Source organism: Janthinobacterium sp. SUN176 (assembly GCF_030587335.1).
GTDB lineage: Bacteria > Pseudomonadota > Gammaproteobacteria > Burkholderiales > Burkholderiaceae_D > Janthinobacterium > Janthinobacterium kumbetense.
The window spans coordinates 139,614-156,351 of the sequence record NZ_JAPWIA010000002.1; the positions used below are offsets into that span (position 1 = coordinate 139,614).

Here is a 16,738-nt window from a genome sequence, read left to right on the forward strand (position 1 = left end):
GCCTAATTATTTCCGTTCGACGCAGTTTTCTGGAGCAAAAATGGCCAGCACACCACATCTATTTTCTGAAAGCCCGCTACTCACCTGGATAGGCAGCGAGACCCTTTTCAGCCTAGCCAGCCGATACCACTGTTTCAGTGGAAGCAGGTCCGCTGATGCGACCAGTATTGCATTATTCGGTAGCTCTCGCAGAGGCTGTCAGCATGACCTGCCAGCAGGAATTGATGAGTTCAACCGGCGCACCGAAGGACTTCTCGGCACTGCATTTGAAATTTGCACCACACGTACGCTGCTGCGTTTCTACTCGAAATTTATAAGTTCAGAAGACGAGCTGGCAGCAGTATCTGCAATGCGCGGTACAACAGTTATAGGATTAAAGTACCGACTAGGAATTCTGACTAGCAGGTTCCGTGCACATCATCCGTTGAAAGCATGCCGACAATGCATGGCTGAAGATCTCGCAGCGACAGGGTGGTCGAATTGGCACATCGAGCACCAGTTTCCTGGCGTCTGGGTCTGTGCAAAACACGATCAATTTCTTCTAGAGTCGAAAGTAAAATCGAACGGCGTTGAGCGTTTCCTCTGGCATCTGCCGAATGCTGAAAACTTGTTGCCGGCGCCTGAGTTGCCGGCCGATGCTATTAGCGATTTGATGAAAGATCTTACTCGTTTAGCTCTTCTCACGAACGATCTAGTGACAGCTAAAGAGATTGCGCGAGTAGATCTATCTCGCCTTCATCTTCTTTATCAGGCAGAGCTACGCCGCCGCGACTCGTTACACTCGAACGAACGCTTACCTCTGTTAAAAATTGCAGCAGAATTTGAGGCACACATCAGACTGTTTCGAAACGTGCCTGAATTAGCCGCTCTGCCGGCCGATACAGATCAAGCTTACACACAGCTATCAAGGTATCTTCGCTGTCCCCGCGCCGGTACCCACCCTTTGCGCCACCTCATCATGATCGACTGGCTGTTTGGCGATTACGGGAAATTTCTCGAAGCATACCGCGCGGGCACGTCACCGAGCCTCATAGATACAAAGCTACCACACACTGCGTTGCTATCCGAGGCGACAGCGGATACCCGTAGGGAAGAATTTTCAGCCGCGGTTCTACGCGATCTTAGGTCTGTAAGCAGCGCCGCGAAAAAGATTGGGATAGATGTGGCCACCGGCATGGCCTGGGCCACACAGCTCGGCATTGCATGCGAACGCCGTCCTAAAAAGCTCGTGCCTACACGACGCGCATCTTTAATCGAAGAGTTACTACTAGGGATAGATAAAGCCGAGGCTGCAGTTCGCTATCAAATCTCAGTAGGCACGGTCACACACGTCTTGCGCACAGAGATCGGCCTCCACGCGACCTGGAAAAAAATCCGGCTTGAGTCGACTTTGAATTCTGCCCGAACGAGTTGGTCAGATTTGATTTCGGAGAATGCCGGCTTGGGCGTTAAATTTATCCGCAAGCTCGAACCTGCTTTGTACGCTTGGCTTTATCGAAACGACAGGCATTGGCTCTCAGAGAATTCCAATCCACGATTCAATCCTGATTCGGCTGGAATTGGAATTCTACGTGCACCATGGAACGCACGGGATATGGCCCTCAGTTCTGCCATCACAAGTGCAGTTCTTAGGTTAGTGCCCGGTCTCGGGCGCAAGCAATTGCGATTGTGGCACTTGTACCAGGAGATTCCGGAGTTGCGCGCAAAACTCTCGGCCCTGCATCGGTTACCTCAAACGGTGATAGCGCTAGACAAGGCTCTGGGACGCAAATCGAGGCAAACTCATATCAGCATCTCCGAAGCCCAGTCAAACATGCCGGGATTTCTTTCGGCCTCAATGAATACCCCTAAAAGAAAATAACTTTGTTAATTCGACTCATCCCTTTTCACGACGAACTCGACCGGTCCTATTTAGGTAGGCTAATGCGAGCAAACGGTTTACGTACTGCTACAGAGATACAGATTCTCATCGCACAATGGGCAGGTTTAGCGAATAAATCTCGTCGCGAAGCACCTGCCATAGAACTGTTAGCGCTTGCTGCCGGGATCAAATTAAACGAATTTGTTCTCGCTCATTCGACCTTACCCTTCCGTAGATCAATTACCTCCTATCGTCCGGAAGTAAAACATGGATGCACAGAAAACAAAGATACGCTGTTCATTTCTGGAATGCGAGTCGCACGAGATGAAGCGTACTTCTGCTTATCTTGCGCCCAGACAGATATTGACGAACATGGGATGACCTATTGGCGTCGAAGTCACCAACTGCCAGGCCGTATGGCGTGCGAATTTCACGAGTCACCACTGCGCTTTGTCAATGAAAAACTAAAGTTCTACCAATCACCAATGGACTGTATAGAAGAGAGCATTTCAGTTTCACAAGGGCTGGCGAACGTAACAATGGCACATGACGGTATAAAGCGTTTTTTGGGAATTTCAAGCGCACTAATGTCCAACCGCAGCCCAATCTCCCCCAAAGAGCTGCAGCTAGGTCTACGCTACAGGATAACTATGCTTGGGCTTCGCACGCACTGCAGTCAATCTGGGGCCCCGTTACTAAGTGATCATTTGACGAACAGCTTTCCAAGAGAGTGGCTCCTATCCGTATTCCCGGATTCGGCAAATAAGCGTCATGGCGAAGTCATGGCAAAAGTTGATGCTATGCTTCAGCTTTCCGTGTCGACAACATCGGCAGTACCATATTTGTTGGTCTACAGCGCATTGTTCGACTCTATCGAAGAGGGATTATCGGCACTAAAGGGCGCTACGCCAGCCATTCCCATCAAACGAACAAGAAATCATAGAAGGAAACCAGACGACAATTTGCTTAACGACTATGTTCAGACAAGAGGCGTGCATAAATTGATGCAGAGGCAAGAATTTATTGATAAATTGGTTATCTCTGCATATTTGGACAATGTTGGACTACCCGATCTTATCGAGGATGAAACCGGTTTAAACCTTTCAGCAGTTCTTTCGTTCTTCTTGAACCGGAAGTCATTATCAGAAAGCGCGAAGATTGGTGGTTTATCAATAGACGCTTTCGAAGACATCGTCAGAAAAATCGGATGCCATATACAGCCAATATTGAAGAAAATAGCAGCCAACGTTGTTGTCGAATGTCAATCACCGCAACAGCCATCATGAAGTTGCTGCGCGATAAAAATGTCGGCCCGCCCTACATCTGTAAGTACCAGCAAGGACTGGCCACATAGGGCGCCTTCGGCTGACCAGCAACTTCGGTTGGCCTGACCATCTTTATCAGGCCTCATTCGGTACATGCGACAGCTTCCGGCCATGTAGGCCGATACGTGCAAACACAGTATTCTGGCCTCGGTGACCACCCAGCGTCGCTCAAAATAACCAGCGTAGGAGGCCATGTACTGGAAGTGCACGCTGGCTAAGCGATAGTAACTCAGCAATTTACGACTTTAATGGGCAATTTACGACTTTAATGAGCAATTTACGCCTTTAATTGGACGGAATAGCGACAGGCGCCATCCGTCCTGCTTACTCCACCGTCACCGACTTGGCCAGATTGCGTGGCTTGTCCACATCCGTGCCGCGCGCCAGGGCCGTGTGATACGCCAGCAATTGCAGCGCGACCACGTGCAGGATCGGCGACAGGTCGCCGTAGTGCTCGGGCAGGCGGATCACGTGCAAGCCTTCGCCGGAGCTGATGCGCGAATCGACGTCGGCGAAGACGTACAGCTGGCCGCCACGGGCGCGCACTTCCTGCATGTTCGATTTCAGCTTTTCGATCAGAGCGTCGTTCGGCGCGATGGTAACGACCGGCATTTCATTCGTCACCAGGGCCAGCGGGCCGTGTTTCAGTTCGCCGGCCGGATACGCTTCGGCGTGAATATACGAAATTTCCTTCAGTTTCAAGGCGCCTTCCAGAGCGATCGGGTAGTGCATGCCGCGGCCCAGGAAGAGGGCGTTTTCCTTGCGGGCGAATTCTTCCGACCAGGCGATGATTTGCGGCTCCAGCGCCAGCACGGACGCGATGGCGACGGGCAAGTGACGCATGGCTTTCAGGTGCGCCGCTTCCTGTTCTTCGCTCAAGCGGCCATTGACTTGCGCCAGGCACAGGGTCAGCAGGAACAGGCCGGCCAGCTGCGTCGTAAACGCCTTGGTCGAGGCCACGCCCACTTCCACGCCGGCGCGCGTGATGTAGGCCAGCGCGCATTCGCGCACCATGGCGCTGGTGGCCACGTTGCAGATGGTCAAGGTGTGCTGCATGCCCAGGCTGCGCGCATGTTTCAGGGCGGCCAGGGTGTCGGCCGTTTCGCCGCTTTGCGAAATCGTCACCACCAGCGTGTTCGGGTGCGGCACGCTGTCGCGGTAGCGGTATTCGCTGGCCACTTCCACGCTGACGGGCACTTTGGCGATCGACTCGATCCAGTATTTGGCCGTCATGCCCGCATACGAACTGGTGCCGCAGGCGAGGATCAGCACGCGGTCGATCTGCTTGAAGATGGCATAAGCGTTGTCGCCGAACAGTTCCGGCATGATGCCCGTCACGCCTTCGAGCGTGTCGCCGATGGCGCGCGGCTGTTCAAAAATTTCCTTTTGCATGTAGTGGCGGTACGGACCCAGCTCGGCCGCGCCCGTGTGGGCGTGCACGGTCTTCACTTCGCGCTCGACGGGCTTGCCATCCACGTCAACGATCCAGCAGCGCGACAGTTGCAGGTCGACCACGTCGCCTTCTTCCAGGTAGATGATCTGGTCCGTCGTGCCGGCCAGCGCCATGGCGTCGGACGCGACAAAGTTTTCACCATTGCCCAGGCCGACGATCAGGGGCGAGCCCTGGCGCGCCGCGACCACGCGGTGCGGTTCGTCGCGGCAAAAGACGGCGATCGCATACGCGCCGTCCAGGCGTTTCACGGCCTGCTGCACGGTTTCAAACAAATCGCCGTTGTACATGTGCTCGACCAGGTGGGCGATCACTTCCGTATCCGTCTGGCTCTGGAAGACGTAACCCAAGGCCGTCAGTTCGGCGCGCAGTTCGTCGTGGTTTTCGATGATGCCGTTGTGCACCAGCGCCACGCGGGCGTTCTCTTCCGTCGGGGAGAAGTGCGGGTGGGCATTGAAGGAGACAGGGGCGCCATGCGTGGCCCAGCGCGTGTGGGCGATGCCCGTGAAACCGCTCAAGCCTTCTTCCGCGATCTGCTTTTCCAATTCCGCCACGCGCGAGGTGGAGCGCGAACGCTGCAAGCGGCCATCCGCATGCAGGGCGATGCCGCAGGAATCGTAGCCGCGGTATTCCAGGCGCTTCAAGCCTTCGAGCAGGATGGGAGTGATATTACGTTGCGCTACCGCGCCGACGATGCCGCACATGGAAACCTCTGTATAAAATTTAATCAATGCAAGCATGCTAATGCAGAGTGAATGAAATATGCTTTCTAAATCTGTGCATTTTTGACTGAATATTTCACACCCATTTTGTGATGAAATATTATTTCATTTAGAATCGATTTATTTTCCAATTCATCAAAACCATGAGCGATAGCAACATTACCCTCGACGAGATCGATCGTCGCATCCTGAACGCCTTGCAAATTGATGCATCGCAAACCAACAGTGAGCTGGCGCAAGCGGTGCACGTTTCGGCGCCCACCTGTTTGCGGCGGGTCAAGCATTTGCGGGAAAGCGGCGTCATCGAACGGCAAGTGGCCATCGTCGCGCCGCAACTGGTGGGCGCGCGCCTGACGGCCATCGTGGAAATCACGCTCGACGTGCAGGCGGCGGAACGCATGGCGGAATTCGAGCAGCTCGTGGCGCAGGAAGCGGCCGTGCTGCAATGCTACCGCGTCTCGCCCGGCCCCGACTTCGTGCTGATGGTGCAGGTGGCCGACATGCCCGCGTATCACGCGCTGGCGCACCGCCTGTTTGCCGCGCACGCGAATGTGCGTAACGTGAAAAGCTATTTTTCCACGTTCCGCAGCAAATTCGAGACACGCATCGCCGTGTGATTTTTGACTTTCATTTATCCACTGCTTGCCCACCGCTTGCCCACACACTTATACGGTGCTTTTCCACCGCTTATGCCGTACTTGCCCACAGACTTATGCACAAGCATGATGCGGGCAAGCCATGACAGGAGAGCAAGGGATGCGCGGGGAAGCAGCGTCAGGCGGCCCGCGACGGTACCGCACCGGCACGCAAAGAGTAGACAAGCTACTGCCAGCTTGACTTGTACACCGGCTGCACACAGCTTGCCAACAAGTTAGCAGCCCAGTTATCGACAGGCTTATCCACAGCCTGTCCGCGGCGGCAGACGGGCAAACTCAGGGGCGCACTTCCGCTTCGGCATAGAAGCGGTAGCCGGCGTTGCGGGCGGTATTGATGGGCAAGGCCAGGCCCGCCGCCTGTTCGGCCTTGCGGCGCAAGCGGCTGATCTGGGTGTCCAGGCGACGCTGGTCGTAGGTGAGAAAATCCTCGCCCAGCGATTGTACGATCTGCTGGCGGCTGACGATGCGTTCCGGCTCGGCCATCAGCACGTGCAGCACGGTGACGTCCTGTTGCGACAGCGCAATGGCGCCGCAGCCGGGCGGCAAGAGGCGGCGCGGTCCCAGTTCCAGCACCCAGGCCGTGGAAGGCGGCGGCGCGTCGGCGGGCGGCGCACCCAGGCGCCGGGCCAGCGCGCCCAGGGTGGCGGCCAGCTCATCGAGGTCGGCGCTCTTCGGCAGGTAATAGTCGGCACCACCGCCCAGTCCGTTGACCTTGTCCTGCGTGGCCCCGCGCGCCGTAAACACGACGATGCCGATGGGCTGCCCCTGCGCGCGCAAGGCGCGCACCAGCACCATGCCTTCGCCATCGGGCAAGCCCAGGTCGATGATGGCAATGCGGTGCACGGCCGGCGCGTAGCAGGCGTGGAAGGCGGCCAGGTCGGCCACGGCGCTGACGCGGTAGCCGCAATCGCCGAGAAATTCGGTCAACTCGTGGCGCAGCACGGCTTCGTCTTCAAGCAGGATGAGGTTCAACATGGCGCAAGGATAACCGATCGCCGTGGGGCCGGGAAGTTGTCTTTCTGACTCCCATGCTGGCCGTGGTAAGCTGCCTCGCCATGAAAATCCTGCTCGCCCTTTGCCTGTTGTTCACCGCCCTGTTCCCCCATGCCGCAGCTGCCGCGCCCGTGCCTGCGCCGCTGCTGCTGCCGGCCAGCGGGCAGCCCGTATCCGCCAGCGGCCACTTGCAGATGCTGCGCGATGCCACGGGCCGGCTGGGGCCCGATGCGGCATTGGCGGCGCCAGGCTGGCGCACCTTGCCTGGCGCCGTCAGCGCCGGTTACACGCAGGATGCCGTCTGGCTGCGCCTGGACGTGACGCGCGCGGCAGCCTCCCCCGATGAATGGGTCGTGCGTTTCAGCAACGCCGTGCTTGACGACGTGCGGCTGTACCGCTGGGACGCGGCAGGCCACTGGGTCTTGCAGGAAGCGGGCGCCGACGTGGCGCGCGGCAACTGGCCCATCGATGCGCGCCAGGTGGTGTTTCCGCTGCGCCTGCAAGCCGACACGCCGCAGCGCTGGCTGGTGCGCCTGCACAGCAAAAAGGCCATGTCGACGGAGCTGACCTTGCTGCCCAGCGATGCCTTCGACAACGCCTCGCGCCGCGAATACCTGTACTACGGCTTGCAGTTCGGCAGTTATTTGCTCTTGATCCTGTTCCATATCTTTTTCTGGCGCATGACGCGCGAAGCCCACAGCGGCTGGTATCTGCTGTACGTGCTGACGAATGCCACGACGGAAGCGCTGACGATCGCCATTCCCCAGCAAATATTCACCATGCCGAACTGGCTGTCCGATCCCATGCTGGGCGTGTCGATGGCGATGTCCATCGCCGTCGGCGCGCGTTTTTCCACATTGCAACTGGAACTGCCCGCCCTGTATCCCCGTTTCAGCCGCGTCGTGGTGGGCTTGACGGCCGCTGCCGCGCTGTGCGGGGCGCTGCTGGTGCTGCACGGCGACTATGCCGCCGGCGTGCTCGTCGTGCAAATGACGGCCTTGCCATTGATCGTGCTGTTCATCGCCCTGGCCAGCTGGCTGGCGCTGCGCGGGCATCGTCCGGCGCACGCTTTCCTGTTTATCTTCGGCATCTTTTACGCGGGCGTGGTGATCAGTTTCCTGCGCAATATGGCCATCGTGCCGCCGAACTTCTGGACCAACCATGCGGCCACCCTGGGCGCCTTCGTGCACATGATGCTGATGAGCCTGCGCCTCAACCGCCGCTACGCCGAATTGCGCCGCGCCAAGGACCGGGCACAGGCGGAGGCCGTCAGCGCCGTGCGCGCCCTGAATGAACGCCTGGAAGAGCAGGTGGCGCTGCGCACCGTGGCGCTGCGGCAGGAAATCGGCCGGCGCGCCGTGCTCGAAGGCGAATTGCGCGCCGCGCTGGAAGTGGAAACCCGCACCCGCGAGGAGCAGCAGGATTTCGTTGCCATGGTGTCGCATGAATTCCACACGCCTTTGGCCATCATCAATACCACGGCCCAACAAATTGCCCGCAACACGGACGCGCCGCGGGAAAAAACCCTGCAGCGCTGCCAGAACCTGCGCGAAGCGAGCGGCCGCATGACGGCGCTGGTGGATGAATACCTGAGCGCCGACCGCATGGAAACGAGCGCGGCAACCTTCCGGCCCCTGCCATGCGACTTGCCCGCGCTGCTGACGGCCGTGCTGGCCGAATGGCCGCCGGGCCGCATCGAAGCCAGCGTGCAGGCGCTGCCCGCCAGCGCCGTGGTGGACGCCAGCCTGCTGCGCGTGGCCCTGCGCAACTTGCTCAGCAATGCCGACCGGCACGCGCCGCAAGCCCTGGCGATCCGCGTGCAAGCCGGCACGCTCGAGGACGGCCGCGTGCAGATCGCCGTCAGCAACGAAGGCGAGCCGCTGCCCGCCGATGAAATCCCGCGCCTGTTCCAGAAATACTTCCGTGGCCGCATCGCCCAGCACAAGCCCGGCGCCGGCCTGGGCTTGTACCTGGTGCAGCGCATCGCCGAATTGCACGGCGGCCAAGTGATACTGGCCAGCGCCGGCAACAACGGCACCATCAGCTTCGCCCTGCGCCTGCCCGTCTGACGACCGCGCGCATTCCCGACTAAATCAGTCGGGAATCGCTCAGGTTTGCTCAATTTTAAATTTCCCCGTTCTGATATCTTTCCGTTCAGAAATCTTTGTAGCTTTTTATAACGATTGTATTTAAAAAAGCAACAAAAGCCGCAACGGACGCCGTCCACGCACAGCACAGGGAAAACATGCACCGCAACCAACTCGCCAGCCACCTCACCGGCCTCTCCTTGTTCGCGCCGCTTTCCTGACCCGTTCTTTCCCCATTTCCCGCTCGCGCCAGCCCGGCCAGGTCCGCAGGCGCGCGGGCGTCTCCCTATTCAAATCAACAAGGACATCGCATGCATCGTCACGGATCGTTGAACCACATCTACCGCCTCGTCTGGAGCCACGTCTTGAACGCCTGGGTCGCCGTCGCGGAAACGTCGCGCGGACGCGGCAAGGGCAGCCGCCGCAAACTGGCCGCGGCAGCGGCCGCCATGACGGCGCTGGCGCTGGGAGGACCAGCGCAGGCCGCGCCCACGGGTGGGCAGGTGGTGAGCGGCACGGCCAGCATCAGCCAGCAAGGCGGCACCACCACCATCCATCAGGGCAGCGCGCAGGCCGCGCTGAACTGGAACAGTTTTAACGTGGGCGCCAAGGAAACCGTCAACTTCGTCCAGCCCTCGGCCAGCGCACTGGCCGTCAACCGCATCTTCGACAGCAACGGCACGCAGATCCTCGGCAGAGTCAACGCGAATGGCCAGGTGTACCTGATCAATCCGAACGGCGTGCTGTTCGGCCGCGGCGCGCAAGTCAACGTGGGCGGCCTGGTGGCTTCGACGCTCGACGTCGACAGCGCCAGCCTGGGCGGTTCGAAACACGCGTTCGGCGGCCAAGGTACTGGCAAGGTCGTCAATGAAGGCACGCTGCGCGCGGCCGATGGCGGCTATGTCGCCCTGCTGGGCCGGCAAGTGAGCAACCAGGGCGCCATCTCGGCCCGCCTGGGCACGGTCGCCCTGGGCGCCGGCAGCGCCGCCACCCTGAGCTTTGACGGCGCGCGCCTGCTGCAACTGCGCATCGAACAAAGCACCCTGAACAACCTGGCCGAGAACGGCGGCCTGATCCGCGCCGATGGCGGCCAGGTGCTGATGAGCGCAGGCGCCCGCGATTCGCTGCTGGCCAGCGTCGTCAACCACACGGGCGTCATCGAGGCGCGCAGCGTGGAGCAGCGCGATGGCAGCATCGTCTTGCTCGGCGGCATGGCCGCCGGCACCACCCATGTGAGCGGCACCCTGGACGCCAGCGCCCCCGCGGGCGGCAATGGCGGCTTCATCGAAACGAGCGCCGCCCACGTGAAGATCGGCAACGACGCCCGCATCAGCACGGCCGCTGCCCAGGGCCGCGCCGGGACCTGGCTGATCGACCCCGTCGACTTCACCATCGCCGCCAGCGGCGGCGATATCAGCGGCGCCGCCCTGACGGCCAATTTGCGCAACGGCAATGTCGTGATCCAGAGCACGCAAGGCAGCCACGGCACGGCCGGCGACGTGCACGTCAACGACCAGGTCAGCTGGTCGGCCAATGAACTGACCTTGCATGCGCAGCGCAACATCAATATCAACGCCAACCTGAACGGTTCCGGCACGGCCAGCCTGGCGCTGGAATACGGCCAGGGCGCCACCGCTGCCGGCAACACGGCCGTGTATCAGCTGGGCAACGGCGCGCAGGTGAGTTTGCCCGCCGGGCAAAACTTCAGCACCAAACTGGGCGCGGACGGCGTGCGCACCGGCTACACGGTGATTACCCAGCTGGGCGCTTACCGCAGTGTCACGGGCACCGACTTGCAAGGGATAAATGGCAAACTGAACGGCAATTTTGTGCTCGGCGCCGACATCGACGCCTCGGCCACCGCTTCGGCCGCCTGGAACCCCAATTGGTGGGATGCGGGCTTCGTGCCGCTGGGCAGGGATGCGGCCTTTGGCGGCATCTTCGACGGCCTCGGCCATTCCATCAATCAGCTCAGCATGATGTCCGGGTCCGGCGGCGGCAGCGGCTTGTTTTCCATTACCACCAAGGATGCCCTGATCCAGAATGTGGGTTTGAATGGCGGCCGCATCAAGACCCACTATTACGCCGGTGGGCTGGTGGGCGATAACAAGGGCACGATCAAGAATAGCTATGCGGCGCTCGACGTCATCGCCGACGGCTTCATCAGCGGCGGCCTGGTGGCGCGCAACAGCGGCACCATCGTCAACAGCTACGCCTCGGGCGCCGTCAGCAGCAATACCCAGAGCGGCGGCCTGGTCGGCATCAACCAGGGAACGATCAGCAACAGCTATGCCACGGGCAGCGTGGCGGGCAAGACCGAGATCGGCGGCCTGGTGGGCACCAACTGGGGAGCGGGATCCGTCAATACCAGCTACGCGGCGGGGCGCCTGCTCATCGCCGACGGCGGCACCAACTTCGGCGGTTTGATCGGCAGCAACAGCGCACCCCAGCAAATCAGCAACAGCTTCTGGTCCATCGACGGTACGGGCCAGGCGACCTCCAAGGGCGGCACCGGCCTGACGGACACGCAGATGCGCACGGCCAGCAGTTTTACGGGATTCAATTTCACCACCACGCCTGGCGCGCAGGGCAATAACTGGGTGCTGGTCAACGTGGACGGCAACTTGAATAATGCCGGCCATGGCGAAGGCGGCACCTATCCCATGCTGGCATCCGAGTATTCCACAACGATCTACAATGCGCACCAGCTGCAATTGATGTCCATGGCACTCAATGGCAGCTACGTGCTGGGCGCCAACATCGACGCCAGCGCCACGGCGGGCGGCAAGGGCGTCTGGGGCAAGAATGGATTCATTCCTGTCGGCATGGCAAACGGCCTGGGCGGCGGCATAGAAAATATCTTCACCGGCAGCTTGAACGGCCAGAGCCATACCATCAGCGGACTGACCATCGCGTCCGACTTCGATATCGTCGGCTTGTTCGGCTATGCGGATAGCTCCTCCGTCATCAGCAATATCGGCTTACTGGGCGGCAGCATCAGCGGCGTCATCCACGTCGGCGCCCTGGCAGGCTACGGCAGGGGCCTCATTTCCAACAGCTACAGTAGCGCAACGGTCAATGGCCGCGAGTCCGTTGGCGGCTTGCTCGGCACGAACGACGGCAATATCAACAACAGTTACGCCAGCGGCGCCGTCAGCGGCAGCACGTCCGTGGGCGGCTTGATCGGCCTCAACATGAGCGGTACCGTCGAAAACACGTACGCGACGGGCATGGTCAAGGGCGAGACCAGCAAGGGCGCGTTGATCGGCACCAACTTCAGCCAGGTAAACAACAGCTTCTGGACCAGTACTGACGGCGTCTCGGGCATCGGCAGCGGTGGCGGCGCGCAGACGAACGTGCACGCCTTGAGCGATGCGCAACTGCACTCGAAATCGAGTTTCGGTGGCTGGGACATGGCCACGAACGCCGGCAGCGGCGCCATCTGGCGCATCTATGAAGGCCAGACGGCGCCGTTGCTGCGCAGTTTCCTGACCGCCCTGACCGTCACCTCGGATGCGGTCAGCAAGACTTACGATGGCCAAAGCTATGCGGGGGGCCTGTCCAATGCCCGTTACTCGATCGCTGGCGCTGCCGACTCCGGGCAAGTCTTTTCCTCAAGCAACAGCGTGTACGGCGCCATCCGTGATGCCGGTCTCTACAACGCCGCCGGCACCTACCTGTATTCCGGCCAACAAGGGTATGACATCGACCTGCAGGCGGGCGCCCTGACGATCAACCGGGCCGTCATCAGCCTGAACGGCACGCGCACCTATGACGGCAGCGCCAGCATGGCGGCCGGTCTGCTGACACTGAACGGCTTGGTGCAAGGCGAGAGCCTGTTGCTGTCGGGTAACGGTATCCTCGACAACAAAAACGCGGGTGGAAAAAAGACCATGGCCAACGGCACGCTGACGCTGGCTGACGGCAGCACGGGCCAGGCCAGCAACTACACCTTGGAAGGCGGCAGGCACAGCGCCACCGTCAACCGCGCCACGCTGAATGTGCAGGGCGTGGGGGCGGCCAATAAAGTCTATGACGCCAGCACGGGCGCCACCTTGACGGGCAAGGCCAGCGTGCAGGCGCTGGGCGACGACCAGCTGAACGTAAGCGGAGGCACCGCCCGTTTTGCCGACAAGAACGCCGGCATGGGCAAGGCCGTCACCCTGAGCGGTTTTACCTTGCAGGGCGCGGATGCGGCCAACTATGTGCTGGTGCAGCCGAACAACGTCACGGCCGACATCGGCAAGGCCAGCGTGGTCGTCGCCGGCGTGGGTGCGGCAAACAAGGTGTATGACGCCACCACCGGCGTCATCCTGACGGGCAAGGCCAAGGTGCTGGCGCTGGGCGACGACCAATTGAGCGTGACCGGCGGCACTGCCCGCTTTGCCGACAAGAACGCAGGCAAAGGCAAGGCCGTCATCGTCGATGGCTACAGCCTGCAAGGCGCGGACGCGGCCAACTATGTGCTGGTGCAGCCGAACAACGTCACGGCCGACATCAGTAAAGCTACTGTCAGCGTGAGCGGCGTGGGTGCGGCCAATAAAGTCTATGACGCCACCACGGGCGCCACTTTGACGGGCAAGGCCAGCGTGCTGGCGCTGGGCGACGATGAACTGCGCGTCGCCGGCGGCAGCGCATCTTTTGCCGACAAGAATGCTGGCATGGGCAAGACCGTCACCCTCGACGGCTTTGCCTTGCAAGGCGCGGATGCGGCCAACTATGACCTCGTGCAACCGGGCAAGGTCACGGCCGACATCAGTAAAGCTACTGTCAGCGTGAGCGGCGTGGGTGCGGCAAATAAAGTGTATGACGCCACCACGGGCGCCACCCTGACGGGCACGGCCAAGGTGCAGGCGCTGGGAGACGACGAACTGCGCGTGGCCGGCGGCGCTGCCCGCTTTGCCGACAAGCACGCAGGAACAGGGAAAACCGTCATCGTCGACGGCTACACCTTGCAGGGTGCGGATGCGGGCAACTATGACCTCGTGCAACCGGGCAACATCACGGCCGATATCGCCAAGGCCAGCTTGCTGTACACGGCCACGGCCACCAGCCTGACGGGTGGCCGCGCGCCGGAAGGCTTGAGCGGCAAGGTCAGCGGCCTGCTGGGCGGCGACACCCTGACGGACGCCACCAGCGGCACCGTGGTCTGGACCAGCCCGGCCACGGCCAGCAGTCCGGCTGGCAACTACGCCATCACGGGCAGCGGCCTGGCCTCGACCGACTATGCCTTCGTGCAAGCCGAGGGCAATGCCGGCGCGCTGACCTTGACGTCGGCAACCTTGCCGCCGCCGGCCAGCCTGCCACCACCAGCCCAGGCAGCCGTGGTGCAACTGCAGGCGCAAGTGCTGGGCAGCTTTGCCGACACGCGTCCCGGCACGCTGGCCGCCGCGCCCACCATCACCGTCACGCAGACGGATGCCCCGGCCGGCACTGCCGCCGCCAGCAATGCCTTGCCAAACACCAGCATGCAGATCGGCAGCCGCGGCCCGGCCCTGCAAGTCGTCCTGGGCGGCGTCAAGCTGCCCGCCAACATGCTTAACGTAAATCAATAACACCATGACTCATTCCTTGACTCCGCGACACCTGATGCAACAACCGTTGCTGTCCCTGCTGCTGCTGGCCTTTGCGCCATGCGCCGTAGCACAAACCACGCCGGTCGTGCCCGATGCGGGCGCCATCCTGCGCCAGTTGCAGCCGGCCACGCCCGCCAATGTTGCTCCCGGCGCGCCGGCGCTGCGCATCGAACAGAAAGAGGGCGCGCCGCTGCCCGCCAGCGCGCCATTTCTCGTCACGCAGATCGATATCGCCGGCAACCGCGCGTTCGATACGGCCACCTTGCAGGCGCTCGTCGCCAACGCCCACGGCACGACCTTGTCCCTGGAGCAACTGGGAGAACTGGCGGCCCGCATCACCAGTTACTACCGCGCCCATGGCTATCCGCTGGCGCGCGCCATCGTGCCCGCCCAGACCATCCGCCAGGGCATCGTGCGCATCGACGTGCTCGAGGCGCGCTACGGCAAGGTGGGCATCGACAACCGCAGCGACGTCAGCGACGCCTTGCTGAACGCCACGCTGGCGCCGCTGCAAACGGGCCAGACCATCAGCCAGGCGGAACTCGACCGCAGCTTGCTGTTGCTGTCCGACATACCGAATGTCGCCATCACGGCCACGCTCACGCCCGGCGCCGAAGTCGGCGGCTCCGACCTGCTGGTCGATGCCTGGTCCGGCCCGCGCATGGCTGGCGCTGCCTTCCTCGACAACAATGGCAACCGCTACACGGGCCGCGCCCGCCTTGGCGCCACCGTGTACCTGTACAACCCGCTGCACCAGGGCGACGTGGCCAGCGCCAGCGTGCTCAGCTCGGGCACGGGCATGTCGTATGCGCGGCTCGGCTATGACCTGCTGCTGAACGGCGCCGGCACGCGCGCCGGGGTGGCCATGTCCGCCCTGCGCTACCGCCTGGAAGGCGCCATGCACCCGCTGCACGCACATGGCACGGCTCAGGTCGCCAGTGCCTGGCTGCGCCATCCGCTGCTGCGCAGCCGCGATGCGAACATGTCGATCCAGCTGCAATATGACCAGGTGCACTTGCGCGACCGCATCGACGCCAGCGCCATGCGCAGCGACCGCCGCCTGGATAACCTGAGCGCCACCCTGGGCGGCGACGTGCGCGATGCGGCCTTCGCTGGCGCCATCACCAGCTGGAGCGTGGCCGCGACGGCTGGCAAGCTCGACATCAGCGACCCGCTGACGCGCCTGAACGATGCCTTCAGCGCCCGCAGCCATGGCAATTTTGCGAAATGGAACGTCAACCTGTCGCGCCTGCAAAACCTGGACCAGCGCAACGCCGTGTACCTGGCCTTCGCGGGACAGTGGGCGGACAGCAACCTCGATTCCTCCGAAAAGATGAGCGTGGGAGGCCCGTACACGGTACGCGCGTATGACGTGGGCGCGGCAGCTGGCGACCTCGGCTATTTCGGCAGCGCCGAATGGCGGCATGAACTGAGCGCCAGCGACGCGGGACAATGGCAAGCCGTGGCCTTCGTCGACAGCGCACGCGTGACGGTGAACCAGCAGCGCTGGACGCCGGGACCGAACAGCGCGCGCCTGCACGGCGCCGGACTGGGCGTGAACTGGGCGGACGGGCAGCAGTGGAATGCCCGCGCGTACGTCGCCAAGCCCATCGGCGGCACGCCCGTCCTGCTGGCGGCGCGCAGTTCGGCCCGCCTGTGGGTCGAACTCAATCACCGCTTCTGATGCGGCGGCAACAGCCGGAAGCCCGACTTTCGGCTGTTGCTTGATCCAACGCAAGACTTACCCACCAACTATCCACCGTCTGTGCACGGTTTTTCCACAGGCTTACCCACAGCAATATGTGGGAAGCAGGTGGCAAAACTGCAGTTATCCCCACTTGTACCCACGCTATCCAGCGCTTATCCGCAGGCTTATACACAGAGTTATCCACAATCCGCAGGAAAAGGCGATTACATCGCTGGCAAGCTGCTGGAATCAGCGGAAAAGGCAGCGACAAGCGCATGGCGGGCCAGATTACAAAACTTGCCAACAGCTTATGCGCAGGCTTGCACACAGGCTTATGCCCCACTTGTGCAGTGGCTTGCCCACAGAGTTATCCACATACAA

The 16,738-nt window shown here is 61.4% G+C and carries 8 protein-coding genes; 6 read left to right on the top strand and 2 right to left on the bottom strand.

The features are described 5' to 3' along the window. The first annotated feature begins 40 nt into the window (after positions 1-40). Together O3299_RS19890 and O3299_RS19895 are read left to right on the top strand one after the other, a co-directional pair. The gene (locus tag O3299_RS19890) at positions 41-1,861 is read left to right on the top strand and encodes a TnsD family Tn7-like transposition protein (RefSeq protein WP_305063051.1); all 1,821 of its coding nucleotides are present in this window, start codon (positions 41-43) and stop codon (positions 1,859-1,861) included. A gap of 2 nt (positions 1,862-1,863) precedes the next feature. Beyond that, positions 1,864-3,147, top strand: a complete 1,284-nt coding sequence (locus O3299_RS19895) for a TniQ family protein (RefSeq protein ID WP_305063052.1) — start codon at positions 1,864-1,866, stop codon at positions 3,145-3,147. Between the two features lie 363 nt (positions 3,148-3,510). Here the strand turns inward: O3299_RS19895 and glmS are convergent, their stop codons facing one another. Further along, complete coding sequence (gene glmS, locus O3299_RS19900) at positions 3,511-5,340, bottom strand: glutamine--fructose-6-phosphate transaminase (isomerizing) (protein WP_305063053.1); 1,830 nt, start codon at positions 5,338-5,340, stop codon at positions 3,511-3,513. A gap of 161 nt (positions 5,341-5,501) precedes the next feature. Between glmS and O3299_RS19905 the strand changes: the two genes are divergently transcribed. Next, positions 5,502-5,975, top strand: a complete 474-nt coding sequence (locus O3299_RS19905) for an Lrp/AsnC family transcriptional regulator (protein WP_099665964.1) — start codon at positions 5,502-5,504, stop codon at positions 5,973-5,975. Between the two features lie 315 nt (positions 5,976-6,290). Here O3299_RS19905 and O3299_RS19910 read toward each other — a convergent pair whose 3' ends face one another. After that, positions 6,291-6,989, bottom strand: a complete 699-nt coding sequence (locus O3299_RS19910; protein WP_099665963.1) for a response regulator transcription factor — start codon at positions 6,987-6,989, stop codon at positions 6,291-6,293. A gap of 80 nt (positions 6,990-7,069) precedes the next feature. Here O3299_RS19910 and O3299_RS19915 point away from each other — a divergent pair, with 80 nt between their 5' ends. The 3 genes from O3299_RS19915 (at position 7,070) to O3299_RS19925 (ending at position 16,354) form a co-directional block, all read left to right on the top strand. Continuing rightward, positions 7,070-9,076: a sensor histidine kinase gene (locus tag O3299_RS19915; protein WP_305053661.1), complete on the top strand. Its 2,007-nt coding sequence runs from the start codon at positions 7,070-7,072 to the stop codon at positions 9,074-9,076. A 329-nt stretch (positions 9,077-9,405) separates the two neighbouring features. After that, positions 9,406-14,649 carry a YDG domain-containing protein gene (locus O3299_RS19920; RefSeq protein WP_305063054.1) on the top strand — a complete coding sequence of 1,748 codons (5,244 nt, stop codon included), beginning with the start codon at positions 9,406-9,408 and terminating at the stop codon, positions 14,647-14,649. A 34-nt stretch (positions 14,650-14,683) separates the two neighbouring features. After that, positions 14,684-16,354 carry a ShlB/FhaC/HecB family hemolysin secretion/activation protein gene (locus O3299_RS19925; RefSeq protein ID WP_305063055.1) on the top strand — a complete coding sequence of 557 codons (1,671 nt, stop codon included), beginning with the start codon at positions 14,684-14,686 and terminating at the stop codon, positions 16,352-16,354. The last annotated feature ends 384 nt before the right edge of the window (positions 16,355-16,738 follow it).

Coding starts and splice junctions, on each gene's coding strand:
- O3299_RS19890 (WP_305063051.1), top strand. CDS start 41: ATGGCCAGCACACCACATCTATTTTCTGAAAGCCCGCTACTCACCTGG.
- glmS (WP_305063053.1), bottom strand. CDS start 5,340: ATGTGCGGCATCGTCGGCGCGGTAGCGCAACGTAATATCACTCCCATC.
- O3299_RS19905 (WP_099665964.1), top strand. CDS start 5,502: ATGAGCGATAGCAACATTACCCTCGACGAGATCGATCGTCGCATCCTG.
- O3299_RS19910 (WP_099665963.1), bottom strand. CDS start 6,989: ATGTTGAACCTCATCCTGCTTGAAGACGAAGCCGTGCTGCGCCACGAG.
- O3299_RS19915 (WP_305053661.1), top strand. CDS start 7,070: ATGAAAATCCTGCTCGCCCTTTGCCTGTTGTTCACCGCCCTGTTCCCC.
- O3299_RS19920 (WP_305063054.1), top strand. CDS start 9,406: ATGCATCGTCACGGATCGTTGAACCACATCTACCGCCTCGTCTGGAGC.
- O3299_RS19925 (WP_305063055.1), top strand. CDS start 14,684: ATGCAACAACCGTTGCTGTCCCTGCTGCTGCTGGCCTTTGCGCCATGC.